We start from the raw sequence: 25,961 nt of genomic DNA on the forward strand, positions 1-25,961 counted from the left end.
GCCGCTGCCCGGTTATCTGAGCGCGACCGCGGTGGGGGTCACCGGGCGCGGCAGCTCCGAGCTGCCGGTGAGCCAGGTGTCGACGGCGGCGGCCGCCGCCCGGCCCTCGGCGATGGCCCAGACGATGAGCGACTGCCCGCGGCCCATGTCCCCGGCGACGAACACGCCGGGCACGGTGGACATGAAGTCGTCGTCGCGGACGACGTTGTCGCGCTGGTCCATCTCCACGCCCAGGGCGTCGAGCAGCCCCTCGCGCTGGGCGCCGGTGAAGCCCATGGCCAGGAACACCAGGTCCGCCGGCAGCTCGCGCTCGCTGCCCTCGATCTTCTGGAACCGGCCGTCGACCCGCTCCACGTCGTGGAGGAGCAGCGCACGGACGTTGCCGTTCCCGTCGTCGAGGAATCGCTCGGTGTTGACCGAGTACAGCCGCTCGCCGCCCTCCTCGTGCGCGCTGGAGACGCGCATGATCATCGGGTAGGTCGGCCACGGGTTGCTGTCGTGCGCGCGGCGGTCCGGCGGCGCCGGCATGATCTCCAGCTGCGCGACCGAGGCCGCGCCCTGCCGGTGCGCGGTGCCCAGGCAGTCCGCGCCGGTGTCACCGCCACCGATGATCACCACGTGCTTGCCGTGCGCGTCGATCGGCGGCGCGTCCAGCTCGCCCAGGGCCTGCCGGTTTCCGTAGGGCAGGTACTCCATGGCCAGGTGGATCCCGGCGAGCTCGCGGCCGGGGGCCGGGAGGTCGCGACCGACGGTCGCCCCACCGGCGAGGACCACGGCCTCGAAGTCCCCGCGGAGCTGCTCGACGGAAAGGTCGGCCTCGGCGCCGCCGCCGACCTCCACCCCGGTGACGAACCGGGTGCCCTCGGCGCGCATCTGGTCCAGCCGCCGGTCCAGGACGGACTTCTCCATCTTGAACTCGGGGATCCCGTAGCGGAGCAGCCCGCCGATCCGGTCGGCCCGCTCGAAGACGGTGACGTCGTGCCCGGCGCGGGTGAGCTGCTGGGCGGCGGCCAGGCCGGCCGGGCCGGAGCCGACGACGGCGACCTTCTTGCCGGTGCGCTCGGCCGGGGTCTGCGGGGTCACCCAGCCCTCGTCCCAGGCGCGGTCGATGATCTCCCACTCGATCTGCTTGATCGTGACCGGCGACTCCTGCAGGTTCAGCACGCAGGAGCCCTCGCACGGCGCCGGGCAGAGCTTCCCGGTGAACTCCGGGAAGTTGTTCGTCGCGTGCAGCCGCTCGATGGCGTCCTGCCAGTCGTCCCGGCGGGCCAGGTCGTTCCACTCCGGGATCAGGTTCGCCACCGGGCAGGCGTGGTGGCAGAACGGGATGCCGCAGTCCATGCAGCGGGCGGCCTGGGTGCGGACCTCCGCCGTCGGGAAGAGCGGGTCCTCACCGTTCTGGCGACGGCTGTAGACGTCCTTCCAGTCCATGATGCGGAGCTCGACGGGACGCCGCGGCGGCATCGCCCGGTCGTACTTCAGGAATCCGGTCTGGTCAGCCACGAGCGGCCACCTCCTGCACAACTTCCGTAGGACATTCGGTCAGGTGCCGCGTCTCACCCACGAGCGGCCTCCATCACTGCTCGATCCACGTCGACGCCCGCCGCTTCCGCGGCGCGCCTCGCTTCCAGCGCGCGGCGGTAGTCCCGCGGCATGATCACGCTGAACTGCTCCGACCAGCGGCCCCAGTCGGCCAGCAGCGCGGCGGCCACCGTCGACTCGGTGTCGGCGGCGTAGCGCACCAGCACGTCGCGCAGCCACTGCGCCGACTCCCCGTCCAGCGGCTCGACGTCGACCATCTCGGTGTTGACGCGGTGCCGGGCCAGGTCCAGCACGTAGCCGACGCCGCCGGACATGCCCGCGGCGATGTTGCGGCCCGTCGGGCCCAGGATCACCGCGCGGCCACCGGTCATGTACTCCAGCGCGTGGTCGCCCACGCCCTCGACGACGGCTAGCGCGCCGGAGTTGCGGACGCAGAAGCGCTCGCCGACCCGGCCGCGCAGGAAGATCTCCCCGCTCGTCGCGCCGTAGCCGATGACGTTGCCGGCGATGACGTTGTCCTCCGCCAGGAAGGGCGCCTCGCGGGAGGGCCGGACGATGATCCGGCCACCCGACAGGCCCTTGCCGACGTAGTCGTTGGCGTCCCCGAACAGCCGCATCGTGATGCCGCGCGGGACGAAGGCACCGAAGGACTGGCCGGCCGACCCACCGAAGGTCAGGTCGATCGTGCCGTCGAGCAGGCCCTCGCCACCGAAGCGGCGGGTGACCATCGAGCCCAGCATCGTGCCGACGGTGCGGTTCACGTTGCGGACCGGCAGCTCGAGGCTGACCGGGCGCGCGTCGAGCAGCGCGCCCTCGCAGAGCTGGATGAGGGTCTGGTCCAGGGCGACGTCGAGGCCGTGGTCCTGGCCCCGCACCCGGCGACGCGGCGCGCCCTCGGGCAGCTCCGGGACCACGAGGACCGGCGAGAGGTCCAGGCCCTGCGCCTTCCAGTGGCCCACGGCCTTGCGGGTGTCCAGCAGCTCGGCGTGCCCGACGGCCTCGTCGATCGAGCGGAAGCCCAGCTCCGCCAGGTAACCGCGCACCTGCTCGGCCAGGAACTCGAAGAAGGTGACGACGAACTCCGGCCGCCCGGTGAACCGCTTGCGCAGCTCCGGGTTCTGGGTGGCGACACCCACCGGGCACGTGTCCAGGTGGCAGACCCGCATCATCACGCAGCCGGAGACCACCAGCGGCGCGGTCGCGAAACCGAACTCCTCGGCGCCCAGCAGCGCCGCGACGACGACGTCGCGCCCGGTCTTCATCTGGCCGTCGACCTGCACGGTGATCCGGTCGCGGAGCCCGTTGGCCAGCAGCGTCTGCTGAGTCTCGGCCAGCCCGAGCTCCCACGGGGAGCCGGCGTGCTTGAGCGAGGTCAGCGGGGCCGCGCCCGTACCGCCGTCGAACCCGGAGATGAGGACGACGTCGGCGTGCGCCTTGCTGACCCCGGCCGCCACCGTGCCCACCCCGACCTCGGCGACCAGCTTGACGTGGACCCGCGCCTCGTTGTTGGCGTTCTTCAGGTCGTGGATCAGCTGCTTGAGGTCCTCGATCGAGTAGATGTCGTGGTGCGGCGGCGGGCTGATCAGGCCGACGCCCGGCGTCGAGTGCCGGGTGCGGGCCACCCACGGGTAGACCTTGGCGCCGGGCAGCTGCCCGCCCTCGCCGGGCTTGGCGCCCTGCGCCATCTTGATCTGGATGTCGTCGGCGTTGACCAGGTACTCGCTGGTGACGCCGAACCGGCCGGAGGCCACCTGCTTGATCGCCGAGCGGCGCAGGTCGCCGTTCGGGTCGGGCGTGAAGCGGTCCGGGTCCTCGCCGCCCTCACCGGTGTTGGACCGCCCACCGAGGCGGTTCATGGCGATGGCGAGGGTCTCGTGCGCCTCCTGCGAGATGGAGCCGTAGCTCATGGCGCCGGTGTTGAACCGCTTGACGATCTCGCTGACCGGCTCGACCTCGTCGATCGGCACCGGCGGGCGGACGCCGGTCCGCAGCGAGAAGAGGCCGCGCAGCGTGGCGGCGTCCTCGGACATCTTGTCGACGGTCTGCGTGTACTTCTCGAAGACGTCGTACTGCCGGGACCGGGTGGCGTGCTGGAGCAGGAACACCGTCTCGGGGTTGAACAGGTGCACCTCGCCCTCGCGGCGCCACTGGTACTCGCCCCCGGTCTCCAGCCCGCGGTGCGCCCGCTCGGTGGGGTTCTCCGGGTAGGCGCGGCGGTGGCGCATGGCCACCTCCTCGGCGAGCACGTCGATGCCGACGCCGCCCAGCGGGGCGGAGGTGCCGGTGAAGTACTCGTCGACGAGCTTCTGGGACAGGCCGACGGCCTCGAAGATCTGGGCCATCGTGTACGAGCCGACGGTGCTGATGCCCATCTTGCTCATGACCTTGAGGACGCCCTTGCCCAGCGCCTTGACGATGTTGCGGACCGCCTGGGCGGGCTCCACGCCGGTGAGGACGCCGTCGCGGATCAGGTCCTCGATGGACTCGAACGCCAGGTAGGGGTTGACGGCGGCCGCGCCGTAGCCCAGCAGCAGCGCGACGTGGTGCACCTCGCGGCAGTCGCCGGTCTCGACGACGAGGCCGACCTCCATGCGGGTCTTCTCGCGCACCAGGTGGTGGTGCACCGCGGCGGTCATGAGCAGCGACGGGATCGGTGCGCGCTGCTCGTCGCAGTCGCGGTCGGACAGCACGATGATCCGGGCGCCGGCGGAGATGGCCTTGGAGACCTTCGTCCGCAGCTGCTCGATCGCCTCGGCCAGGGCCGGCCCGCCGCCGTCGACGTCGAAGTGGCCGGTGATCCGGACGGCGGCGTAACCGGGCAGGTCGCCGTCGTCGTCGATGTGCAGGATCTTGGCCAGCTCGTCGTTGTCGATGACCGGGAACGGCAGGTGCACCTGCCGGCAGGACGCCGGGGACGCCGCCAGCAGGTTCTGCTCCGGGCCGAAGGTGCGGCCCAGGCTGGTCACCAGCTCCTCGCGGATGGCGTCCAGCGGCGGGTTGGTCACCTGGGCGAACAGCTGGCCGAAGTAGTCGTAGAGCAGCCGGGAACGGTCCGACAGCGACGCGATCGGGGTGTCGGTGCCCATGGAGCCGATGGGCTCGGCCCCGCTGGCCGCCATCGGCTGGACGAGCAGGCGCAGGTCCTCCTCGGTGTAGCCGAAGAGCATCTGCCGCCGGACGACGGACTCGTGGCTGGGCCGCGAGCGGCGGCGCTCGGGGAGCTGGGGCAGGTGGACCAGGCCGGCGTGCAGCCAGTCCTCGTACGGCTCGGCCGCGGCCAGCGCGCCCTTGACGTCCTCGTCGGAGACGATCCGCCCGGAGGCGGTGTCGACGAGGAACATCCGGCCCGGCTGCAGCCGGCCCTTGGCGACGATGTCGGCCGCGGGGATGTCGAGCACGCCGACCTCGCTGGCCATGACGACCAGGTCGTCCTTGGTGTGCCACCAGCGGCCCGGGCGCAGCCCGTTGCGGTCCAGGACGGCGCCGATCAGGGTCCCGTCGGTGAAGCAGACGGCGGCGGGGCCGTCCCACGGCTCCATGATCGAGGAGTGGAACCGGTAGAAGGCCCGGCGGGCCGGGTCCATCTCGTCGTGGTTCTCCCACGCCTCCGGGATCATCATGAGGACGGCGTGCGGCAGCGAGCGGCCCGACAGGTGCAGCAGCTCCAGCACCTCGTCGAAGGTCGCCGAGTCGCTGAAGTCGCTGGCGGTGACCGGGAAGATCCGCTCCAGGCCCAGCTCGGAGGCGGGGCCCGCCGGGCCGTCGAACATCTGGGTCTCGAGCTTGGCCTCGCGGGCCCGCATGCGGTTGCGGTTGCCCTTGATGGTGTTGATCTCGCCGTTGTGCGCGATGAAGCGGAACGGGTGGGCCAGCGGCCAGCTGGGGAACGTGTTGGTCGAGAACCGGCTGTGCACCAGCGCGATCGCCGACTCGTAGCGCTCGTCCCGCAGGTCGGGGAAGAACAGCGGCAGCTGGTCGGTGGTCAGCATGCCCTTGTAGGTGATCGTCCGGGAGGACAGCGAGGCGACGTACATGGAGCTGCCGGCGTCGACGGCGGCACGCTCGGCGCGCTTGCGCAGCACGAAGGAGCGCCGCTCCAGGCGGGTCACCCCGTTGCACTCGACGTTGCCGCCGAAGGCCGTCGCGTCGGCCCGGGCGCCCATCGTCTCGGCGACGAACAGCTGCGCGAAGTGCGGCATGACCGCGCGCGCGGTGGGGCCGAGGTCGGCGCCGTCGGGGTCGACCGGGACGTCGCGCCAGCCGAGGACGGTCAGGCCCTCCTCCTCGGCCAGCCGGGCGACGTCGGAGTAGCGGGCGGCCCGCTCCGCCTCGTCGGTGGGGAGGAAGGCGATGCCGACCGAGTACTCGCCCAGGGGCGGCAGGTCGAAGTCGACCGAGGCGCGCAGCAGCGCGTCGGGGATCTGGGTGAGGATGCCGGCGCCGTCGCCGGAGTTGGGTTCGGCACCGGCGGCACCGCGGTGGTCGAGGTTGTGCAGCGCCGTGAGGCCGGCCTGCACGATGCGCCTGCTGCGTCGGCCCCGGGCGTCGGCCACGAAGGCGACACCGCAGGCGTCCTTGTCGTTCGCCGGGTCGTACAGCCCCACCGGGGCGGGCACGGCGGAGAAGGGGACTGCCGCGGGGGCGGGGGCGGGAAGGTCGGTCATGTCACTCCCGTCGTCGGCGCACCATCGTCCCTCGCGACGAGGGGGGACGGTGGGCGGGGCCGAAAGGTCGAAAGGCGGCGGAGAAGGCGGCACGTGCGGAGCGCCGGGTCCGGCCGGACAGCGTTGCCCCGGCCGTCTCTGGCGTGCGGGCCCGGCGGGTGGTGCCACCGGGCCGTCGTCCGCGGGGCGACGCTGGCCCGGTTCCGACTCTGCGACCCGGCCAGGATCGCTGGCGAGTCAGCCCGAAGGGTACACAGCAGTAACACGTCTCTGACATGACGGAGAACACGCCACGCCATCCTGTCCTGATCGCCGCGATCGCTGGCCGGACCAGGGGTGTTCGGGCGTTTCAGCTCGCGGGTGGAGGCTCGTGATCGTTCTCACGGGCCGGAGCCGGGTCGGTGCCGGACCGCCGTGCGGCCACTCCCCCGGTGGCCTCGCCTCTCCGCTCCGCCGCGGCCTCCGAGCGGTCGATCACCTCGCGCGGCCGACCGCGCTGCCAGACGAAGTAGGCGACCGCCAGCAGGCCCACGACCAGCGCGGTGAACACGTTGAGCCGGACGCCGAAGAACGTCTCCGCGGGGTCGGTGCGCAGCAGCTCCACCCACAGCCGGCCCGCGCAGTAGGCGGCGACGTAGAGGGCGAAGGCGCGACCGTGGCCCAGCCGGAACCGGCGGTCGGCCCAGATGACCAGCGCGGCGGCGGCAAGGTTCCACAGCAGCTCGTAGAGGAACGTCGGGTGGAAGGTGCCCAGCAGCACCGGTTCCCCGTCGGCGCCGGTCACGGCCCGGCCGCCGTCCCACTCGTAGATCTTCAGCGCCCACGGGAGGTCGGTCGGCCCGCCGTAGAGCTCGTTGTTGAACCAGTTGCCCAGCCGGCCGATCGCCTGGGCGACCAGCAGGCCCGGGGCCAGCGCGTCGGCGAAGGCCGGCAGCGGGATGCCGCGGCGGCGGCAGGCGATCCAGGCGCCCACGCCGCCGAGCGCGATGGCCCCCCAGATACCGAGCCCGCCCTCCCAGATGGCGAGCGCCCGGAGCGGGTCACCGCCCTCTCCGAAGTACGGCCGCGGGCTGGAGATCACGTGGTAGAGCCGGCCGCCGACGATGCCGAACGGGACCGCCCAGACGGCGATGTCCAGCACGTCCTCGGCGAGGCCGCCCCGGGCGACCCAGCGCTTCTGGGTGATGACGACGGCGGCGATGATGCCCGCGACGATGCACAGCGCGTAGGCGCGGATCGGCAGCGGCCCGAGCTCCCAGACGCCCTGCGTCGGGCTGGGGAGGGCGGCGAGGACGGTCATGCGCGCACCCCCGCGCGGCGGACGCCGGCGGCCAGGTCCTCGGTGAGCGCGCGGACGCCGTCGGCCCCGCGTCCCTCGAGCATCTCCCGCACGTAGGCCGAGCCGACGATGACGCCGTCGGCGAAGGCGGCGAGCTCCGCGGCCTGGGCGCCGTTGGAGACCCCGAGCCCGACGCACAGGGCGATGTCCGGGCGCGCCTCGCGGGTCCGGGCGACGAGCGTCTGCGCCGCGTCGCTCACGGTGTCGCGGGCTCCGGTCACGCCCATGGTGGAGGCGACGTAGACGAACCCGCGGCTCGCGTCGGCCGTCGAGCGCAGCCGGGCGTCGGTGGACGACGGCGCGACGAGGAAGACGCGGTCCAGCCCCTCGCGGTCGCTGGCGGCGATCCACTCCCGGGCCTCGTCCGGGATGAGGTCGGGGGTGATCGCCCCCGCGCCCCCGGCGGCGGCGAGATCGGTGGCGAACCGCTCGACCCCGTAGCGCTCGATCGGGTTCCAGTAGCTCATCACCACCGCGGCGGCACCCGCGGCGGACACCGCCTCGACGGCGCGCAGCACGTCCGGCATGCCGACCCCGGCCCGCACGGCCACGTCCACGGCCTCCTGGATCACCGGACCGTCGATCCCGGGGTCGCTGTAGGGGACCCCGATCTCGATCGCGTCCGCCCCGGCCTCGACCATGGCCACCATGGCCTCGATCGAGCTGTCGACGTCGGGATAGCCGACGGGCAGGTAGCCGATGAGGGCGGCCCGCCCCTCGGCCTTCGCGGCCTCGATGCGGTCGGCGAGCTTGCTCACAGCGCGGCTCCTGCGTCCCGGCCGGCGACGGCCTCGTCGTTGCTGACCGCGCCCTCGGTGGGCTGCTGGTCGGTGTCCATCCCCGGCCCGGGGTCGACCTGCTCGCGGTCGCCCAGCCCGAACCACCGGGACGCGGTCTCCACGTCCTTGTCGCCGCGGCCGGAGAGGTTGACCAGGAGCAGGGGGGCCTCGCCGCCCTGCCCGCGCGACGCGAGCTCCCGGCCGAGCTTCATCGCCCCGGCGAGGGCGTGCGCGGACTCGATCGCCGGGATGATGCCCTCGGTGCGGCACAGCAGCGCGAAGGCCTCCATGGCCTCGGCATCGGTGATCGGGCGGTACTCGGCGCGGCCGATGTCGTGCAGGTAGGAGTGCTCGGGGCCGACGCCCGGGTAGTCCAGGCCGGCACTGATCGAGTGCGACTCGATCGTCTGACCGTTGTCGTCCTGCAGGAGGTACGAGCGGGCGCCGTGCAGCACGCCCGGGGTGCCGCCGGTGATGGTGGCCGCGTGCCGCGGGGTGTCGACGCCGTCCCCACCGGCCTCGAGGCCGATCAGCCGGACGCCGTCGTCGGGCACGAAGGCGGTGAAGATGCCGATCGCGTTGGAGCCGCCGCCCACGCAGGCCAGGACGGCGTCGGGCAGCCGGCCCTCCCGCTCGAGCACCTGGCCGCGGGCCTCGTCACCGATGACCCGCTGGAAGTCGCGCACCATGGCCGGGAACGGGTGCGGGCCGGCGACCGTGCCGAAGACGTAGTTGGTGCTGTCCACGTTGGTCACCCAGTCGCGGAACGCCTCGTTGATCGCGTCCTTGAGGGTGCGCGAGCCGGTGGTCACCGGGATCACCTCGGCGCCCAGCAGCCGCATGCGGGCCACGTTGAGCGCCTGCCGGCGGGTGTCCTCCTCGCCCATGTAGACGGTGCAGGACAGCCCCATGAGCGCCGCGGCGGTCGCCGTCGCGACGCCGTGCTGACCGGCGCCGGTCTCGGCGATGACCCGGGTCTTGCCGATCCGCTTGGTGAGCAGCGCCTGGCCGAGCACGTTGTTGATCTTGTGCGAGCCGGTGTGGTTGAGGTCCTCGCGCTTGAGCAGCACGCGGACGCCGCCGCAGTGCTCGGCGAACTTGGGCACCTCGGTGACCGGGCTCGGCCGGCCGGTGTAGTCGCGCTGCAGCCGGGCGAACTCGGCGAGGAACTCGGGGTCCACCCGCATGGCCTCGTAGGCCTCGGTCAGCTCGTCTAGCGCGGCGATGAGCGCCTCGGGTACGAAACGGCCACCGAAGATGCCGAAGTGGCCGGTCGCGTCGGGCCAGCCAGGGCGCGCCGGGAGGGAGAGTTCTCCGGGCTGCGGCGGGCTGGTCGTCGTCATGCGTCCAGTGTCTCCCGTCCGCGCTGAACAGCGGCGCAGGGGTCACCGCCATGTCACCGGATCGGGATCAGAAGGGCGGTGGATCGTCGGCCGGGTCCGGTGGTGGGTGTGGTGGTCCGGGAAGGACGCGGTAGCCGGGTGGCCGGCTGATCCGGGTGACGCCGGAGGGGGTGATGACGGTGAGCACCCCGTCGGCGTCGAGGGTGTGGGTCCAGCCGGGTGCGTGGGTCTTGAGCCGGTGGTGCCGCCGGCACAGGCAGCAGAGGTTGTCGCAGCTGGTGTCCCCGCCGGCGGCGTGCGGGACGACGTGGTCCAGGTCGGCCCAGCCGGCGCGGGTTCTGCAGCCGGGGTGCCGGCAGGTGCGGTCGCGGGTGCGCAGAAACCGTTGCTGGGCGGCTGAGGGGCGGTAGCGGTCGACCGGTCCCGGCGGGCCGAGCACCGGGCAGGTGCAGGTGGCCAGCCGTTCCAGCTCTCGGCGGCCGGTGACCGCCAGCAGGGCACCGGTGGCGTCGGTGATCGCGATGTCCAGGGTGCCGCCGGCCGGCGCCTGCACGCCCCATGCCTGGAGCTGGGTGAGCAGCTCGCGCAGGTGGGCGGCGGTGATCGGCTCACCGTCGACCTCACCGACCGGCGCGGCCGCACCGGGCGGCGTGAACGCGGCCGGCAGCGGCGCCCCGGAGGCCAGGAATCCGGCAGGTGTCAGGGCGTGCAGCGGTGCCACGACGGTGAGATGCGCGGTGACCGGCGGGCGTTCCTGCCAGGGCCGCAGCAGCAGGTCGGCCACCGCGCCGGCGCGCAGCATGCCGAGCGGGCGGGGGTCGCCGGCCTCCTTGGCGGCGCGGGCGTGCTGGTCGGCTGCGTCCCGGCAGGCGCGAGCATCGGGATAGGGCATGAGGGCGCGGAACTCACCCATGCCGTCCCCGACCGGCCGCACGCTCACGTCCGCACCGCGGCGGCGGTTCTCCCGCCGCCGGTCGGCGGCGGTGGCGTCGCGGGCGATCAGCTCGGCGCGCACCGCCTCCCGCAGCTTGGTCACGCCCAGTTCGGTGGCGACGGGCAGCACCGCGGCCTCCATGCCGGCGATGACGGCCGGGGCGGTCTCCCGCCCGGTCGCGGCCACCTCCGCGGCCATCGCCCGGGCACGAGGCCAGTCCAGCCGCCCGAGCCGCAGCTCGGCGAACGTGCCCCCCAGGACGGTGGTGAGGATCTCGGCGTGCTCCAGCAGGGTCACCGCCGCCGCCCGGCTGCTGTTCTGCACCGCCGCCAGCTCATCGGGCACGAACTCGCTCGCATCTGGCGGGCCCACCGAACCGGCGCCGTGCCCGCCGGGCAGTCGATCGGCCGGCGCCGGGCGGGCGGCGGCCAGGTCCATCACCAGCTCCACCCGCAGCGCGGCCAGCTGCGCCTCCGCGGCCACGATCTGCCCCAGCAACGCCGCCGCTTCCGCCGCGCTGCGGCGGGCCGGCAACCACGCACTCAACGGCTCGCCCAAGGCGGGAGCGGGGTCCGGGTCGGCCAGCTCCCACGGCGAGGGCACCGGGTCCACCGCCATCACGGTCACCCCGACCGCGAACCCCACACCCGACGACACACCCACAGGCTAGGGAGGGGGTACGACAGTTCTGCGCCGCGCGACCGGGGCGTCGGTACGGTACGGGTCCATGACCTCCGCGGGCCGGCGCGCAGTCCTCGAGACCTTCCGCTGGGTGGGCTCCGACGCGGACATCTGGCGGGTGTTCGCCGACGGTGCCACCTTCGCCGAGGTCGTCGCGGGTCTCGCCGCGCCGTGGACCGACGCCGGCGTCACGCACGTCGTCGGGATCGAGGCGCGCGGCTTCGTCGTCGGCGCTCCGGCCGCCGTGGCCCTGGGCGCCGGGTTCGTCGCCGTCCGCAAGAACGCGTCCGGCACCCTGCCCGGTCCGACGCTGACCGCCACCGCGGCCGAGGACTACCGCGGCGTCGGGCACACCCTGCGCATGCAGGAGGTGCTCGGGCCGGACGCCCGCGTCCTGCTCGTCGACGATTGGGCCGAACGGGGCAGCCAGGCCGAGGCGACGGCCGCCCTCGTCCGCCGGGCAGGGGCTCGGTTCCTCGGCCTCTCGCTGGTCGTCGACGAGCTGTCCGACGACGTCCGGACGCGTCTGGGCCGCGTCACGGCGCTGGTGACCCGATCGGAGCTGGGCGGACCCTGACGTCGGCTGCGGGTGCGACCCGGCCTCAGCGCGTGGTGCGCGGCGTGGCCGGGTGCGACCCGGCGGTGACCAGATCGGCCACGGCCTGGCGGGCGTCGCCCGCGGTGACCAGACCTTCGCCGACCAGCACGGCGTCGGCCCCGGCTGCGGCGTAGCTGATCAGGTCGTGCGGGCCGCGCACACCGGACTCGGCGACCTTGACGACCTCCGACGGCAGCCCGGGGGCGATCTTCTCGAAGGTCGAGCGGTCGACCTGGAGGGTGGTGAGGTCCCGCGCGTTGACCCCGATCACCGACGCGCCGGCGGCCATCGCGCGGTCGGCCTCGGCCTCGGTGTGCACCTCGACCAGCGCGGTCATCCCCAGCGACTCGACCCGCTCCAGCAGGCCGACGAGCACGTTCTGCTCCAGCGCCGCCACGATCAGCAGGACGACGTCGGCGCCGTGCGCCCGTGCCTCGTGCACCTGATAGCTGCTGACGATGAAGTCCTTGCACAGCACCGGGACGTCGACGACCGCCTTCACGGCCGTGAGGTCGGCGTGCGAGCCCCCGAACCGGCGACGCTCGGTGAGCACGGAGATGACCCGTGCGCCGCCCGCGGCGTACTGGCGGGCCAGCTCCGCCGGGTCCGCGATGTCGGCCAGGTCGCCCTTGCTCGGGCTGCGGCGCTTCACCTCGGCGATGACGCCGACACCAGGTGCGCGCAACGCGGCCAGGGCGTCCAGCGGCGGTCGGGCCGCCTGCGCGGCCGCCTTCACCTCGTCGAACGGCGTGGCCGCCTCGCGATCGGCCAGGTCCGCGCGGACCCCCGCGACGATCTCGTCGAGCACGTTCACGGCGCGGTCGCACCCTCGGGTGAGGTCCGGTGGCTGCTCATCGGTACCACTCCCTCTCGCACGTCGGTCCCCGCCCGGGCGGCTCGTCGACCCACTCTAGAAGGGCCGCCCGCGGCCCCCGGCCCGGGGGCCGATGAGCCGATCCAGCGCCGTTCCGCTATACGGGGTCCGCGTTGCGGGCCGGCGGGGGCGGCTCGGTCGGGTCCTCGCCCCGGTCGAGGGCCTTCCAGGCGTCCTGGGCGCGGTCCTCGTCCGTGCGCGGGCGCACCGTCGCCGGCGTCCGCTCGTAGCGGCGCCCCATGGCCGGCCAGGACCGCCCGCGCACGGTGGTGACCAGACCGGCGGCGAGCGCGAGCAGCCCGGCCACGAGTGCCAGCACCGGCCAGACCGGCGAGGCGTCGACCGACGTCGAGACGATGCTGCTGCCGCTCAGCCCCGGCAGGTCGACCGCCGCGTCGGCCACTCCCCCGGTGAGCACGCGGACCCCCGACCAGACCAGCGCGCCACCGGCCGCCGCCGTCACCAGGCCGACGGCGGCCCGCCCGACGCCTCGGACGGCGAGCAGCGCCACGGCCGCGGCCAGCAGCACCAGCCCCGCCGCGGTGACCAGCGGTGCGACGTCGCCACCGGACAGCGCACCGGACACCGGGGGCAGCGGCGACCGGCGCTGGGCGGTGACGTCGGCCCAGCGCTGCCCCGACGCCGACAGCGCCAGCACCCCGGCCACGACCGCGCCCAGCACGGCACCGGACAGCTCGCGCCGCCCGCCGCCGTCGGTCACGAGAGCTCCCGGAGGCTCTCCGCCGTCGCGATCGCCGACAGCACCGCCCGGGCCTTGTGCCGGGTCTCGGCCTCCTCGGTCGCCGCGTCGCTGTCGGCCACGACGCCGGCGCCGGCCTGCACGTAGGCGTGCCCCTCGTGCAGCACGGCGGTGCGGATGGCGATCGCCATGTCCATGTCACCGCTGGCGTCGACGTAGCCGACCGTGCCGGCGTAGAGCGCCCGGCGGGTGGGCTCCAGCGACTCGATGATCGTCATCGCGCTCGGCTTGGGCGCACCGGAGACGGTGCCGGCCGGGAAGGTGGCGTCGAAGACGTCGAGCGCGTCGCACCCCGGGCTGACCTCGCCCGCGACGGTGGACACCAGGTGCATGACGTGGCTGTAGAGCTCCACCCGCATGAAGTCCGGCACCTCGACGCTGCCGGGCACGCAGACCCGTCCCAGGTCGTTGCGGGCCAGGTCGACGAGCATGACGTGCTCGGCCCGCTCCTTGGGATCGGCCAGCAGACCCTCGGCCAGCCGGAGGTCCTCCTCCTCGGTCGCCCCGCGGGGCCGGGTGCCGGCCGGCGGGTGGACCACGGCGGAGGACCCGGTCACCGTGACCAGCGCCTCCGGCGAGGACCCGACGACGTCGAACGGTGTCTCGCGCCCGGCGAAGCGCAGCAGGTACATGTACGGCGAGGGGTTCGTCGCGCGCAGCACCCGGTAGAGGTCCAGCGCCTCGACGTCGGTCTCGACCTCGAACCGCTGGGCGAGGACCACCTGGAACGCGTCACCGGCGCGGATGTGCTCGCGCACGACCTCGACACCCGCCTCGTACGCGCCGGGGGCGAGGTTGCTGCGCACCGGTGGGGCGTCGGCCCGCTCGAACACGGCCACCCCGGGGGCCCCGGCGGCGGTGAGGGCGGCGGTCATCCCGTCGAGCCGGGCGACGGCGTCGTCGTACCCCTGCACGCCGGCACCGCCGAGCACGTTGGCGATCAGCAGCACCGAGCCGTCGCTGTGGTCGAGCACGACGAGATCGGTCACCAGCATCATCGCCAGCTCCGGCATGCCCAGGTCGTCGGTGCTCGTCTCCGGCAGCCGCTCGAGCCGGCGCACGACGTCGTAGCCGAGGTAGCCCACCAGGCCGCCGGTCAGCGGCGGCAGCCCCACCCGGCGCGGCGAGCGCAACCGGCGGGCCAGCACGCGGACGGCGTCCAGCGGGTCGGCCGGCAGGTCGTCGGTCAGCCCGGGGACGGCGTCCCCGAGCCACTGCGTGCGGCCGTCGCGCTCGGTGAGCACGCCCGCGCTGCGGACGCCGATGAAGCTGTACCGCGCCCAGCGCTTGCCCTGCTCGGCGGACTCCAGCAGCACCGTCCCCGGCCGGTTGCCGGCCAGCGCCCGGTAGATGCCGACGGCGGTCTGCCCGTCGGCGAGCAGCCGGCGGGTGACCGGGACGACCGGTCCCTCGACGGCCGCGAACTCCTCGCGGGACGGGCTGGTCACCCCGAACCTCACGGCCGCGCCCCCGTCTCCGCGGGCAGGGCCCGGTAGAAGCAGCTGCGTTCGCCGGTGTGGCAGGCGGCGCCCTCCTGGTCGACGAGCACCAGCAGCGCGTCGCCGTCGCAGTCGACCCGCACCTCGCGCACCCACTGACGGTTGCCCGAGGTCTCACCCTTCACCCAGTACTCACCCCGGCTGCGCGACCAGTAGGTCGCCCGGCCGGTCGTCAGGGTGCGGCGCAGCGCCTCGTCGTCCATCCAGGCGACCATGAGCACCTCGAGGCTGTCGTGCTGCTGGACGACCGCGGCGACGAGACCGGCCGGGTCCCGGGACAGCAGTTCGGCCACCTGCGGGTCGAGCGCGGGTTCGGCGGGTGGGACGGCGGACATGCCGCCAGTGTGCCGTGCGCGCCGGTCAGACCTGCGGGGCGGTGAACCAGCGCCGTCCGTTGCCGATCAACAGCAGGCCCAGGGCGACGAGCGGGACGGCGGAGAAGAACAGGCTGAACACGGCGAGCACGCCCCCGACCCCCTCGGCCGCCGCGGCGGGGCCCAGGAGGTCGTTGAGCCGCATCAGCCAGTACAGCGCCAGCGCCACCTGGACGGCGTGCGCCGTCACCACCGTCGCGAAGGCGACCCTCGAGCGCCGGGTCAGCGCCAGGATGCCGCCGACGACGAGCAGCACGACCGTGCCGATCTGGATGATCGCCAGGGTGGTCCCGAGCCGGGTGAACTCGTGAGCCATGGCGGGGGCCGCACCCGGGTTCTCCTCCACCGCCAGGCCGGCGATGGAGGCGAAGAACCAGACGTACAGCGAGGCGACGAGCACGATGGCGCCCTGCACGAAGCTGAGCACCGCGGCGCCGACGACCTGCCCCGGGCGCTGCGGGCCGCGCGGCTGGGCCCCGTACCCCGGCGGACCGAACGTCGGGTAGGGCGAGCCGTAGGGCGGCGGAGCGTAGGGCGGCGGCGCGCCGTACGGGGAGCCGTAGGGCGCGGTCGGGCCGTAGCCGTAGGGCGTGCCGTAGCCGGGCGGGGGCGCGGTGGGCGGCGGCCCGGCGTACCCGGGTTCGGCCTGGGTCGAGGGATCGGCCCAGGGGTCGCGGGGTCCGCTCACAGCGCCGCCGCGAGCGAGCGGCCCGCGGTCCGCCCGCTGAACAGGCAGCCGCCGAGGAACGTGCCCTCCAGCGACCGGTAGCCGTGCACGCCGCCGCCACCGAAGCCGGCCACCTCGCCCGCCGCGTACAGGCCGGGGAACACCTCGCCGCCCGGGCGCAGCACCCGGCCGGACAGATCGGTCTCCAGCCCGCCCAGGCTCTTGCGGGTGATGATGTTGAGCCGGACCGCGATCAGCGGTCCCGCCTCGGGGTCGAGGATCCGGTGCGGCTGCGCGACCCGGATCAGCTTGTCGCCGAGGTAGTTGCGCGCCGCCCGCATCGCGTTGACCTGCATGTCCTTGCCGAACTCGTGGGCGATCTCCCGGTCGCGGGCGACGATCTCCCGCTCGATCCGGCCCAGGTCGAGCTCCGGCGTCCCCCCGGTGATCCGGTTCATCCCGGCGACGAGCTGCGGCAGCGTGTCGGCCACGACGAAGTCCTCGCCCTTGTCGAGGAACGCCTGCACGGGCGGGGCCATGCCGGCCTTCACCCGCGTCGCGAGCAGGCGGACGTCCTTGCCGGTGAGATCGGGGTTCTGCTCGGACCCCGACAGGCCGAACTCCTTCTCGACGATCTTCTTGGTCGCGATGAACCAGGTGTGGTCGTAGCCGGTCGTCCCGATGTGGGCGAGGGTGCCCAGGGTGTCGAACCCCGGGAACAGCGGCACCGGGAGGCGGTTCCCGGTCGCGTCGAACCACAGCGACGACGGGCCGGGCAGGATGCGGATGCCGTGCTGCGCCCACACCGGCGAGTGGTTGGCGATGCCCTCCGTGTAGTGCCACATCCGGTCGCCGTTGACCATGCTGGCGCCGGCCGCGACGGCGGCCTGCTGCATGCGGCCGTCGACGTGCGCCGGCACGCCCGACAGCATCCGCTGCGGTGCCGGGCCGAGCCGGGCCGGCCAGTTCTGCCGCACCAGCTCGTGGTTGCCGCCGATGCCGCCGGAGGTGACGACGACGGCCTGCGCGGCGAACTCGAAGTCCCCGACCTCGGTGCGGGAGCTGGCCTCACCGCGGGCCACGGCGCTGGGCTCCAGGACCGAGCCACGGACGCCGGTGACCGCCCCGCCGCTGACGACGAGCTCGGAGACGCGGTGCCGGAAGCGCAGCTGCACCAGGCCGGACTCGGCGGCGGCGCGGACCCGCCGCTCGAACGGCGCGACGATGGCCGGGCCGGTGCCCCAGACGATGTGGAAGCGCGGCACCGAGTTGCCGTGGCCGGTGGCGGTGTAGCCGCCGCGCTCGGCCCAGCCGACGATGGGGAAGAAGCCGATGCCCTGCGACTTCAGCCAGGACCGCTTCTCCCCGGCGGCGAACTGCAGGTAGGCCTCGGCCCACTGCCGGGGCCAGTGGTCGCTGTCCCGGTCGAAGCCGGCGGTGCCGAACCAGTCCTGCCGGGCCAGCTCGAGGGAGTCGTGCACCCGCAGCCGGCGCTGCTCCGGGGAGTCGACGAGGAACAGCCCGCCGAAGGACCACCACGCCTGCCCGCCGAGGGACTGCTCGGGCTCCTGGTCGACCAGGATCACCCGCTTGCCCGCGTCGGCCAGTTCGGCGGTGGCCACGAGGCCGGCCAGCCCCGCCCCCACCACGACGACGTCGGCCTCGAAGCTGTCGGTGTGCGCGCTCACACCGGCGACGCTAGCGGGCGGGACGGGCGCTGCGCGTCCCCCCTGCCGGGCGAGTTGCCGCGCGCCGGGCCGCCACCCACCGACGGACGCCGGGCAGGGCGGCGAGGACGGTGGCCACCAGCGGGACCAGGACGGCCAGCTCCAGGAATCCACCGCCCAGCCCACCGGTCACGTACCCGACGGTCACCAGCACCGCCATCGTGCCGGTGAAGACCGCGAGCACCAGCCAGGAGCGGCCGAGCAGGAGCAGCACGGCGCCGACCACCAGCCCGACCAGGTATCCGAGCGGCACGACGACCACCGCCCAGCCACCGCCGTCGAACCGCCCGCCGGAGAAGGCCACGGCGAGGAAAGCGATGAGCGCGGGCACCGCCGCGCTGAGCAGGCCGAGCACCGCCGCGGCGAGCGCCGCTGCGGGCGGGGTCCGGCGGGGAGCCGTCGTGGGATGCACGGGCGCAGCGTAGGGCCCGGCTGGTCAGGCGACCCGTTCCGGTTCGCCCGCCGAGGAGCGGCGCCACGAGGCGTGCAGCCGCGCGTAGGGGCCCTCGGCGTCCACCAGCTCGGCGTGCGAGCCGCGCTGGACGACGTGGCCGGCGTCCACGACCAGCACCTCGTCGGCCCGCTCGGCGGTGGACAGCCGGTGGGCGATGGTGAGCGTCGTCCGGCCGGCGGTCAGCGCGTCCAGGGCGCGGGTGAGCCGCTGCTCCGTGGCCGGGTCGACCGCGCTGGTCGCCTCGTCGAGCACCAGCAGGTGCGGGTCGGCGACGTAGGCCCGGGCGACGGCGACCAGCTGCCGCTCCCCCGCCGACAGCGACTCGCCCCGCTGGTCGACCGGCGTCGAGACCCCGGCCGCCAGCCCCTGCACCCAGTCGGTGAGCCCCAGCTCGTCGAACGCGGCGGCCACCTCCGCGTCGGTCATGCCCGGCCGCCCGTAGCGCACGTTCTCGGCCACCGAGGCGTCGAAGAGGAAACCGTCCTGCGGGACCATCACCACCCGCGAGCGCAGCGAGGAGAAGGCGACGTCGGCCAGCGGCACCCAGCCGGCCGCGTCCGAACCCAGCAGCACCCGGCCCTCGACCGGGTCCATCAGCCGGGTGACGAGCTTGGCGAAGGTCGTCTTGCCCGAACCGGTCTCGCCCACGATCGCCACCCGGCGGCGCGGCTCGATGGTCAGGTCGACGGAGTCCAGGGCCGCACGGGCGCCCGGCGCGTACCGGAAGGTGACCGAGTCGAACCGGACGCCCAGCGGGCCGTCCGGCAGCTGCCGGGCGCGGTCGGGGGTGGCGACGGCCGGGTCGCGGACGTCGGGCTCGGTGTCGAGCACGTCCAGCACCCGGCGGAACCCGGCGACGGCGTTCTGCGCCTCGTTGAGCACCTCGCTGGCGGTCTGCACCGGCGCGACGAACAGCGTGACGAGGAAGAGGAAGGCGACCAGCGTGCCCGGGGTGATGTCGCCGGCCAGGCCGAGCAGCACGCCGACCACGACGACGGCGGCGTTGGCCAGCGCCGCGACGAACTCCCCGCTCACGAACACCGCCGCGGTGACCCGCTGCGCCTGCACCTGGGCGCGGTAGTGCCGGTCGATCGCCGCGTCGATCCGGGCCGCGGTGCGGGCCCGGACCCCGTAGGCGCGCACCGTCGGGGCGCCGACGACGGACTCGGCGACGGCGGCCAGCACGTCACCGACCCGGACGCGGACGACGCCGTAGACGCGGACCAGCCGCCGCGCGAAGGCCTTGATGGCGATCGCCAGCGGCACGAAGCACAGCAGCACCAGCAGGGTGAGCTGCCACGAGTAGACGGCCATGACGACGGTCGCGACGACGAGCTGGCCGACGCTGACCAGGCCGAGCACGCCGCCCCACTGCATGAACACCGACAGCTGGTCGACGTCGCTGGTCACCCGCGAGACGAGGGAACCGCGGCGCTCGCCCTGCTGGTGGAGCACCGACAGGTCGTGCACGTGCCGGAAGGCGCGCACCCGCAGGTTGGCCAGGGCGGTCTCGGTGGTCCGGAACAGCCGGACGTTCATCCGGTAGACGGCGACGGCGGTGAGCACGACGACGACCGCGCACACCAGCACGAGGTTGCGGACCAGGTCGAGGTCGGCGCCCCCGTCGCTCAGGCCGCGGTCGATGACCTGCTGCACGGCGATCGGCACGACCACCCGGCCGGCCGTGGCCACCAGGGCGAGGGCGAAGGTTCCCGGGAGGCCGCGCCGGAACTCCGGCATCATCCGCAGCCCGCGCCGCAGCGTGGCGAAGCTGCCCTCGGTGCGCTCCCCGGTCGCCGCGAGGCTCATGCCGGCACCTCCTCGTGCGAGTAGGCCCGCACGAGCGCGGCGTAGCCGGGCACCTCGGCGAGCAGCTCGTCGTGGCTGCCGCGGGCGACGACCCGGCCGTCGGCCAGCCACACCACCTCGTCGGCCAGGGCGATGGTCGCCTGCCGGTAGGCGACCACCACGACCGTCGTCGGCGTCTCGCTGCCGCGCAGCGCGTCGAGGATCCTCGCCTCCACGGAGGGGTCGACGGCGCTGGTCGCGTCGTCCAGGACGAGCAGGCGGGGCCGCCGGACGACGGCGCGGGCGAGTGCCAGCCGCTGCCGCTGCCCGCCCGAGAGCGAGGCCCCGCGCTCCCCCACCTGGGTGTCCAGCCCCGCGGGGAGGGCGGCGACGAACTCGTCGGCGGCGGCCACGCGGAGCGCCGCCCACACGTCGTCGTCGCCGTACGGACCGCCCAGGGTGACGTTGTCGCGGACGGTGTCGTCGAAGAGGAAGGCGCTCTGGGCGACGAACGCGGCCTGGCCGCTGACCTCGCCCTCGCGCAGCCGGCGGACGTCCACGCCGTCGAGCAGCACCTCCCCGCCGGTGGGGTCGACCAGGCGCACCAGCAGCCCGGCCAGCGTCGACTTGCCCGACCCGGTCGGGCCGACGACGGCGACGGTGCGCCCGGCCGCCACGTCGAAGGTGACCTCGTGCAGCGTCGGGCGCTCGGCGCCGTCGAAGGCGAAGCCGACGTCGCGCAGCGCCACGCCGGCGCCGGCGGCGTGCGCGACCGCGGCGTCGGGGCCGTGCGGCGTCTCGCCGGTGGCCTCCAGCACGGGGGTGACCCGGTCGAAGCCGGCCAGGGCGCGGGGCAGGTCGGCCAGCACCCAGCCGATGGCGCGGATCGGCAGCGCGAGCAGGGTGAACAGGTAGGCGACCGAGACCAGGCTGCCGGCGTCGGTGGCGCCGTCGGCGACCCGGCCGGCGCCGATGAGCAGCACCGCGAGGGTGCCCAGGTTGGGCAGCGCCTCCATCATCGGGTCGAACAGGCCGCGGACCCGGCCGACGGCGACCAGGCCGTCGCGCAGCTCCTCGGCCCGGGTGCCGAAGCGGGACGTCTCGCTGTCCTCGCGGCCGAGGGTCTTCACGACCAGCCCGGCGTCGAAGCTCTCGTGGGCGATCTCGCTGACCTCGGCCCGCAGCTGCTGGGCCCGCTGCATCCGCGGGCTCATGACCTGCGAGTACACGACGTTGGCCACGAAGACGAGCGGGAAGACGACGAGGCCGACCAGCGCCAGCATCGGGTCGGTGAGCACCAGCGCGACGCTGGTGATGGCGATCATGACCAGCGCCCCGCAGGCGAAGGGCAGCGGGGCGACGAAGAACCACGCCGCCTCGACGTCGGAGTTGGCGTTGGACAGCAGCTGGCCGGTGGGGTGCCGCTGGTGCCAGGACAGCGGCAGCCGCAGGTACTGGCCGGTGACCCGGCGCCGGTACTCCGCCTGGAGCCGGTAGCTCATGACCCCGGCGAACAGCCGGCGGCCGATGATGCCGACGATCTTGAGGACGGCGACGCCGAGGATGGCCAGCGCGGCGAGGGTGAGCGCGGCGGCGGTGGTGGCGCCGTCGGCGAAGGACGGCAGCAGCACCCGGTCGGTGATCTCGCCGATGACCCAGGCGCTGGCGACGGTCATGGCGCCGTAGAGGCTGCTGGCGGTCAGCGCCAGGGTGAACATGCCCGGCTGCTCGCGCACGGCCCGGCCGATGTGGCGGAGCCCGCGGCGCACGACGGCGTCTCGGCGGCGGGACACGGAACTCCTCGGGGTCGGGGCCCGTCCAGCATGACCGTCGATCGTTAGACGCGCTAAGCGGGCCTGCGGACAAACATCGGCCGGCGCCCCCTTCTTCCCGCTCGCGGCCAGGTTTGGCCAGGTGGCGCTCCTCGGTAACTTCGGCCGATGAGCGCCACGCCCCCGTCCCTGCCCGACCGCGAGCGATCGGCGCTGGCCGATCTGCTGGAGGAGCTCGGGCCGGACGCGCCCACGTGCTGCGAGGGGTGGAGCACGGCGCACCTCGCCGCGCACCTCGCCGTCCGCGACCGGCGCCCCGACGCCCTCCCGGGGTACGGGTTGGAGATGCTCCCCGGGGGTGAGCGGCTCGCGTGGTGGTCGCACCGGCTGGAGGACCGCCTCCGCACCTCCGCCTCCTACGCCGAGGTGGTGCAGCAGGTGCGCAACGGGCCGCCGTCGTGGTCCCCGATGGCGCTGCCGGCGGCGGCGAAGGCCTTCAACGTCGCGGAGTTCGCCATCCACCACGAGGACGTCCGGCGCGCCCAGCCGGGCTGGGAGCCGCGCCGGCTCCCCCGGGAGGAGCAGGACCAGCTGTGGTCGGGCCTGGCGCTCCACGCCCGCCGCGCCGCCGGGCGCCGAGGCCTGGTGCTGCGCCGCAGCGACGTCCCCGGTGTCGAGAAGCGCGTCGGCGCGGGCGGCCGGACGGTCACCGGAGAGCCGCTGGAGCTGATGCTGTGGGCCTCCGGGCGCCGCGACGTGGCCCGGGTGGACGTCACCGTCAGCTGAGCGGGGTGTCGGCCTCGGAGCGGACCGGGATGCCGGCCGCCGCGAGGCCGGCCTTCACGTCACCGACGCGGAGCTGCCCGAAGTGGAAGACGCTGGCGGCCAGGACGGCGTCGGCACCGGCCTCGACGGCGGGCGGGAAGTGCTCGACCGCACCCGCTCCCCCGCTGGCGATCAGCGGCACCCTCACCTCGCGGCGCGCCATCCGGATGAGATCGGTGTCGAAGCCGGCGCGGGTGCCGTCGGCGTCCATCGAGTTGAGCAGGATCTCCCCCACCCCGAGCTCCGCGGCCCGCACGCACCACTCGACGGCGTCCCGGCCGGTGCCGCGCCGCCCGCCGTGGGTGGTGATCTCGAAGCCGGAGTCGGTGACCGCGCCGTCGCGCACCCGCCGGGCGTCCAGGGACAGCACGAGCACCTGGCTGCCGAAGCGGTGCGCGATCTCGGCGATGAGCTCGGGCCGGGCCACGGCCGCGGTGTTGACCGCGACCTTGTCGGCGCCGGCCCGCAGCAGCTTGTCGACGTCGTCGGCGCTGCGCACGCCGCCGCCGACCGTGAGCGGGATGAACACGCTCTCGGCGGTGCGGCGGACGACGTCGTAGGTCGTCTCCCGGTCCCCCGAGCTGGCGGTGATGTCGAGGAAGGTGAGCTCGTCGGCGCCCTCGGCGTCGTACACCCGGGCCATCTCGACCGGGTCCCCGGCGTCGCGCAGGTCGACGAAGTTGACGCCCTTCACGACCCGGCCGGCGTCGACGTCCAGGCACGGGATCACGCGGACGGCGAGGCTCACGCTGCCGGCTCCCGCACCGCGTCGGCCTCGATCTCGACCAGCAGGTCCGGGTCGATCAGCGCCGACACCTCGACCATCGTGGCGGCCGGCCGGATGTCGCCGAAGAACTCCCCGTGCACCCGCCCGACCTCCTCCCAGCGGCCGATGTCGGTCACGTAGATCCGGGTCCGGACGACGTCGGCGAGGGTGAACCCGGCCCGCTCCAGCGACCGCTCGATGGTGGTCAGGACCTGGCGGGTCTGCGCCGCGGCGTCTCCCGGGTGGGCGACCGCGCCGTCGACCATCGACGTCGTCCCGCTGATCCAGGCGGTGTCGCCACGCACGACGATCCGGCTGTAGCCGACCACCGGCTCCCAGGGGTTGGCCGACCCCAGGTTGAGGACCGTCACGCCAGCTCCTCGGTCACCCGCAGCGCCTCCGGCAGGGTGAACGCGCCCGCGTACAGCGCCTTGCCGACGATGGCGCCCTCGACGCCGATCGTGGTCAGCCCGGCCAGCGCCCGGATGTCGTCCAGGGAGCTGACGCCACCGGAGGCGATGACCGGCCGGGGCGTGGCGGCGCAGACCTCGCGCAGCAGCTCCAGGTTCGGGCCCTTGAGCGTGCCGTCCTTGGTGATGTCGGTGACGACGTAGCGGGCGCAGCCCTCGGCGTCGAGGCGGGCCAGGGTCTCGTAGAGCTCCCCGCCCTCCTGGGTCCAGCCGCGGGCGGCCAGCCGGGTGCCCCGCACGTCCAGGCCGACGGCGATCCGGTCGCCGTGCTCGGCGATCGCGCGGGCGCACCACTCCGGCGACTCCAGCGCGGCGGTGCCCAGGTTCACCCGGCGGCAGCCCGTCGCCAGGGCCGCGGCGAGGGACTCGTCGTCGCGGATGCCTCCGGAGAGCTCCACGTCGACGTCGAGCTCGCCGACGACGCGGGCCAGCAGCTCCCGGTTGCTGCCCCGGCCGAAGGCGGCGTCGAGGTCGACCAGATGCACCCACTCGGCACCGTCGCGCTGCCACTGCAACGCGGCCTCGAGGGGGTCGCCGTAGGAGGTCTCGCTCCCGGCCTCCCCCTGCACCAGGCGGACGGCCTGGCCGTCGGCGACGTCGACGGCGGGGAGCAGCTGCAGCTTCGGCACGCCGGACAGCCTAGGGACCGGTCCTCCGGCGCCCGGCGTCAGCTCCCGGAGGCGTGCGTGGCGGCGAACCGGCCGGGGGTCATGGCGGTCGCCCGGGTGAAGTCGCGGCTGAAGTGGGCCTGGTCGGCGTAGCCGAGCAGTGCCGCGACCTCGCCGATGCTGGACGGGTTGCCGCGCAGCCGCTCGGCCGCCTCCTGGAGGCGGCGGCGCTGGATCAGCCACTTCGGCGTCAGCCCCAGCCGCCGGTGCACCAGCCGCTGCAGCGCCCGCTCGGACAGCCCGAAGCGCTCGCACACCTGCGCGACGCGGACGACGTCGCGGTCCGCCTCGACGAAGGCCACCACCTCGTTGACCAACCGACCGTCGTCGTCGATCGGCAGGAAGGGCCGCAGCGCGTCGGTGAACGCGGTCATCGCCGCGCCCTGCGCCTCCGGGGAGTGCGGATCGGCCGCCATCGCGGCGCGGACGCGCGCGGTCAGCTCCTCCCCGGCGGCGCCCAGGACCTCGGGAAGGTCGACGTGCCGGTCGGTGAACGCGCTCATCGGCCCGCCGGCGACCAGGGCGCCCGCGGCGGGGGCGCACATCACGCCGACCGCCCAGCCGGATCCGGTCAGCGTGGTCGTCGACATGCCGGAGACCACGCCGTAGAAGCGGGCGTAGTCGGCGGCGACGACCACCAGCGCGACCGGGTACTGCAGGACCCGCTGCGGGGCCTCCTCGCCGGGGGGCACCGTCCACACCGGGATCCAGAACCGCTGGAGCAGGCCGTCGAACCCGGCGTCGGCGGGGTACCGGTACATCACGTGCGAGGCGTCGCCGGGCTCCACGAGGTGCGCGCGCTCGATCAGGTCCATCGCGGCCGGCACCGGGCGGCTGTCGGGTTTCATCAAGACGGAGCCTGCCGCACCGGCCTACGTTCCGGTGCATGAACGCTCCCGCCGCCAGCTTCGCCGCCACCGACCGACCGCTCACCGCGCTGCTCGACACCGTCCCCCCGGCCGGCTGGGCCGCCCCCTCCCCCTGCGAGGGGTGGACGGCCGCCGACGTCGTCGGGCACCTGCTCCAGACGCAACGGGACTTCCTCACCACGCACGGCGTGGACCTCGGCACGGCGCCGGACGTCGCCGCCGACCCGGCCGCCGCCTGGCGCGCACACGCGCAGCGGGTGGCCGCCGCGCTGGCCGACGACGCGGTGCCGGCCCGGGAGTTCGACGGCTTCTTCGGTCCCACCACGGTGGGCGCGGCCTTCGAGCAGTTCTACGTCTGGGACATGGTCGTGCACCGCTGGGACGTCGCCCGCGCCGTCGGTGCCGACCCCGGGCTCACCGACGCGGAACTGGACCGGATCGAAGCCGGTGCGGACAGCTTCGGGCCGGCCCTGCACATGGACGGCATCTGCCGTCCGGCCGTCGAGGTGCCCGCCGACGCCGACCGGCAGACCCGCGCGCTGGCGAGGCTGGGCCGCGCCGCCTGAGC

General features: G+C 74.4%; 22 protein-coding genes. 3 read left to right on the forward strand and 19 right to left on the reverse strand.

What is annotated here, in order from left to right:
• Positions 1-12 precede the first annotated feature (12 nt).
• From GCU60_RS01320 to GCU60_RS01345, 6 genes are all read right to left on the reverse strand, one after another.
• Positions 13-1,503, reverse strand: coding sequence for a glutamate synthase small subunit (locus GCU60_RS01320; RefSeq protein ID WP_163201834.1), 1,491 nt, complete (start codon positions 1,501-1,503; stop codon positions 13-15).
• Positions 1,504-1,556: 53 nt separating this feature from the next.
• Positions 1,557-6,206, reverse strand: coding sequence for a glutamate synthase large subunit (gltB, locus tag GCU60_RS01325; RefSeq protein WP_163201835.1), 4,650 nt, complete (start codon positions 6,204-6,206; stop codon positions 1,557-1,559).
• A gap of 349 nt (positions 6,207-6,555) precedes the next feature.
• A complete protein-coding gene (gene lgt / locus GCU60_RS01330; protein WP_163201836.1) occupies positions 6,556-7,506 on the reverse strand; it encodes a prolipoprotein diacylglyceryl transferase in 951 nt (316 codons plus the stop codon).
• On the reverse strand, positions 7,503-8,303 hold the full coding sequence (gene trpA / locus GCU60_RS01335; RefSeq protein ID WP_163201837.1) for a tryptophan synthase subunit alpha: 801 nt from the start codon (positions 8,301-8,303) through the stop codon (positions 7,503-7,505). The genes lgt and trpA overlap by 4 nt, the downstream gene beginning before the upstream one ends.
• Positions 8,300-9,667, reverse strand: a complete 1,368-nt coding sequence (gene trpB, locus GCU60_RS01340; RefSeq protein ID WP_163201838.1) for a tryptophan synthase subunit beta — start codon at positions 9,665-9,667, stop codon at positions 8,300-8,302. Before trpB ends, trpA begins: the two co-directional genes overlap by 4 nt.
• 67 nt (positions 9,668-9,734) lie before the next feature.
• Positions 9,735-11,258 (reverse strand): HNH endonuclease signature motif containing protein, encoded by a 1,524-nt coding sequence (locus tag GCU60_RS01345; protein ID WP_163201839.1) that lies wholly within the window; start codon positions 11,256-11,258, stop codon positions 9,735-9,737.
• 70 nt (positions 11,259-11,328) lie between these two features.
• Here GCU60_RS01345 and GCU60_RS01350 point away from each other — a divergent pair, with 70 nt between their 5' ends.
• Positions 11,329-11,859: a phosphoribosyltransferase gene (locus GCU60_RS01350; RefSeq protein ID WP_163201840.1), complete on the forward strand. Its 531-nt coding sequence runs from the start codon at positions 11,329-11,331 to the stop codon at positions 11,857-11,859.
• A gap of 25 nt (positions 11,860-11,884) precedes the next feature.
• Here GCU60_RS01350 and trpC read toward each other — a convergent pair whose 3' ends face one another.
• From trpC to GCU60_RS01395, 9 genes are all read right to left on the reverse strand, one after another.
• Positions 11,885-12,694, reverse strand: a complete 810-nt coding sequence (trpC, locus tag GCU60_RS01355; protein WP_345770313.1) for an indole-3-glycerol phosphate synthase TrpC — start codon at positions 12,692-12,694, stop codon at positions 11,885-11,887.
• A 157-nt stretch (positions 12,695-12,851) separates the two neighbouring features.
• Positions 12,852-13,475, reverse strand: coding sequence for a Trp biosynthesis-associated membrane protein (locus GCU60_RS01360; RefSeq protein ID WP_163201841.1), 624 nt, complete (start codon positions 13,473-13,475; stop codon positions 12,852-12,854).
• Positions 13,472-14,962 (reverse strand): anthranilate synthase component I, encoded by a 1,491-nt coding sequence (locus tag GCU60_RS01365; protein WP_345770314.1) that lies wholly within the window; start codon positions 14,960-14,962, stop codon positions 13,472-13,474. Before GCU60_RS01365 ends, GCU60_RS01360 begins: the two co-directional genes overlap by 4 nt.
• Positions 14,963-14,970: 8 nt before the next feature.
• Complete coding sequence (hisI, locus tag GCU60_RS01370) at positions 14,971-15,348, reverse strand: phosphoribosyl-AMP cyclohydrolase (RefSeq protein WP_163201843.1); 378 nt, start codon at positions 15,346-15,348, stop codon at positions 14,971-14,973.
• Between the two features lie 25 nt (positions 15,349-15,373).
• A complete protein-coding gene (locus tag GCU60_RS20855; RefSeq protein ID WP_163201844.1) occupies positions 15,374-16,075 on the reverse strand; it encodes a hypothetical protein in 702 nt (233 codons plus the stop codon).
• Positions 16,072-17,742 (reverse strand): FAD-binding dehydrogenase, encoded by a 1,671-nt coding sequence (locus GCU60_RS01380; RefSeq protein ID WP_163201845.1) that lies wholly within the window; start codon positions 17,740-17,742, stop codon positions 16,072-16,074. Before GCU60_RS01380 ends, GCU60_RS20855 begins: the two co-directional genes overlap by 4 nt.
• Before the next feature lie 10 nt (positions 17,743-17,752).
• Complete coding sequence (locus GCU60_RS01385; protein WP_163201846.1) at positions 17,753-18,193, reverse strand: hypothetical protein; 441 nt, start codon at positions 18,191-18,193, stop codon at positions 17,753-17,755.
• Between the two features lie 24 nt (positions 18,194-18,217).
• Positions 18,218-20,044 carry an ABC transporter ATP-binding protein gene (locus GCU60_RS01390; protein WP_163201847.1) on the reverse strand — a complete coding sequence of 609 codons (1,827 nt, stop codon included), beginning with the start codon at positions 20,042-20,044 and terminating at the stop codon, positions 18,218-18,220.
• The gene (locus tag GCU60_RS01395) at positions 20,041-21,816 is read right to left on the reverse strand and encodes an ABC transporter transmembrane domain-containing protein (RefSeq protein WP_163201848.1); all 1,776 of its coding nucleotides are present in this window, start codon (positions 21,814-21,816) and stop codon (positions 20,041-20,043) included. Before GCU60_RS01395 ends, GCU60_RS01390 begins: the two co-directional genes overlap by 4 nt.
• A 147-nt stretch (positions 21,817-21,963) precedes the next feature.
• Here GCU60_RS01395 and GCU60_RS01400 point away from each other — a divergent pair, with 147 nt between their 5' ends.
• On the forward strand, positions 21,964-22,581 hold the full coding sequence (locus GCU60_RS01400; RefSeq protein ID WP_163201849.1) for a TIGR03085 family metal-binding protein: 618 nt from the start codon (positions 21,964-21,966) through the stop codon (positions 22,579-22,581).
• Here the strand turns inward: GCU60_RS01400 and hisF are convergent.
• The 4 genes from hisF to GCU60_RS01420 are packed head-to-tail and all read right to left on the reverse strand — an operon-like array spanning position 22,574 to position 25,372.
• The gene (gene hisF, locus GCU60_RS01405; RefSeq protein WP_163201850.1) at positions 22,574-23,368 is read right to left on the reverse strand and encodes an imidazole glycerol phosphate synthase subunit HisF; all 795 of its coding nucleotides are present in this window, start codon (positions 23,366-23,368) and stop codon (positions 22,574-22,576) included. The genes GCU60_RS01400 and hisF overlap by 8 nt on opposite strands.
• On the reverse strand, positions 23,365-23,757 hold the full coding sequence (locus GCU60_RS01410) for a Rid family hydrolase (RefSeq protein WP_163201851.1): 393 nt from the start codon (positions 23,755-23,757) through the stop codon (positions 23,365-23,367). Before GCU60_RS01410 ends, hisF begins: the two co-directional genes overlap by 4 nt.
• The gene (priA, locus tag GCU60_RS01415; RefSeq protein WP_163201852.1) at positions 23,754-24,485 is read right to left on the reverse strand and encodes a bifunctional 1-(5-phosphoribosyl)-5-((5-phosphoribosylamino)methylideneamino)imidazole-4-carboxamide isomerase/phosphoribosylanthranilate isomerase PriA; all 732 of its coding nucleotides are present in this window, start codon (positions 24,483-24,485) and stop codon (positions 23,754-23,756) included. The genes GCU60_RS01410 and priA overlap by 4 nt, the downstream gene beginning before the upstream one ends.
• A gap of 38 nt (positions 24,486-24,523) precedes the next feature.
• Complete coding sequence (locus tag GCU60_RS01420) at positions 24,524-25,372, reverse strand: helix-turn-helix domain-containing protein (RefSeq protein ID WP_163201853.1); 849 nt, start codon at positions 25,370-25,372, stop codon at positions 24,524-24,526.
• A 38-nt stretch (positions 25,373-25,410) separates the two neighbouring features.
• Between GCU60_RS01420 and GCU60_RS01425 the strand changes: the two genes are divergently transcribed.
• Positions 25,411-25,959: a TIGR03086 family metal-binding protein gene (locus GCU60_RS01425; RefSeq protein WP_163201854.1), complete on the forward strand. Its 549-nt coding sequence runs from the start codon at positions 25,411-25,413 to the stop codon at positions 25,957-25,959.
• The last annotated feature ends 2 nt before the right edge of the window (positions 25,960-25,961 follow it).

It is taken from the genome of Blastococcus saxobsidens, assembly GCF_010682065.1.
Taxonomy (GTDB): Bacteria; Actinomycetota; Actinomycetes; order Mycobacteriales; family Geodermatophilaceae; genus Blastococcus; species Blastococcus saxobsidens_B.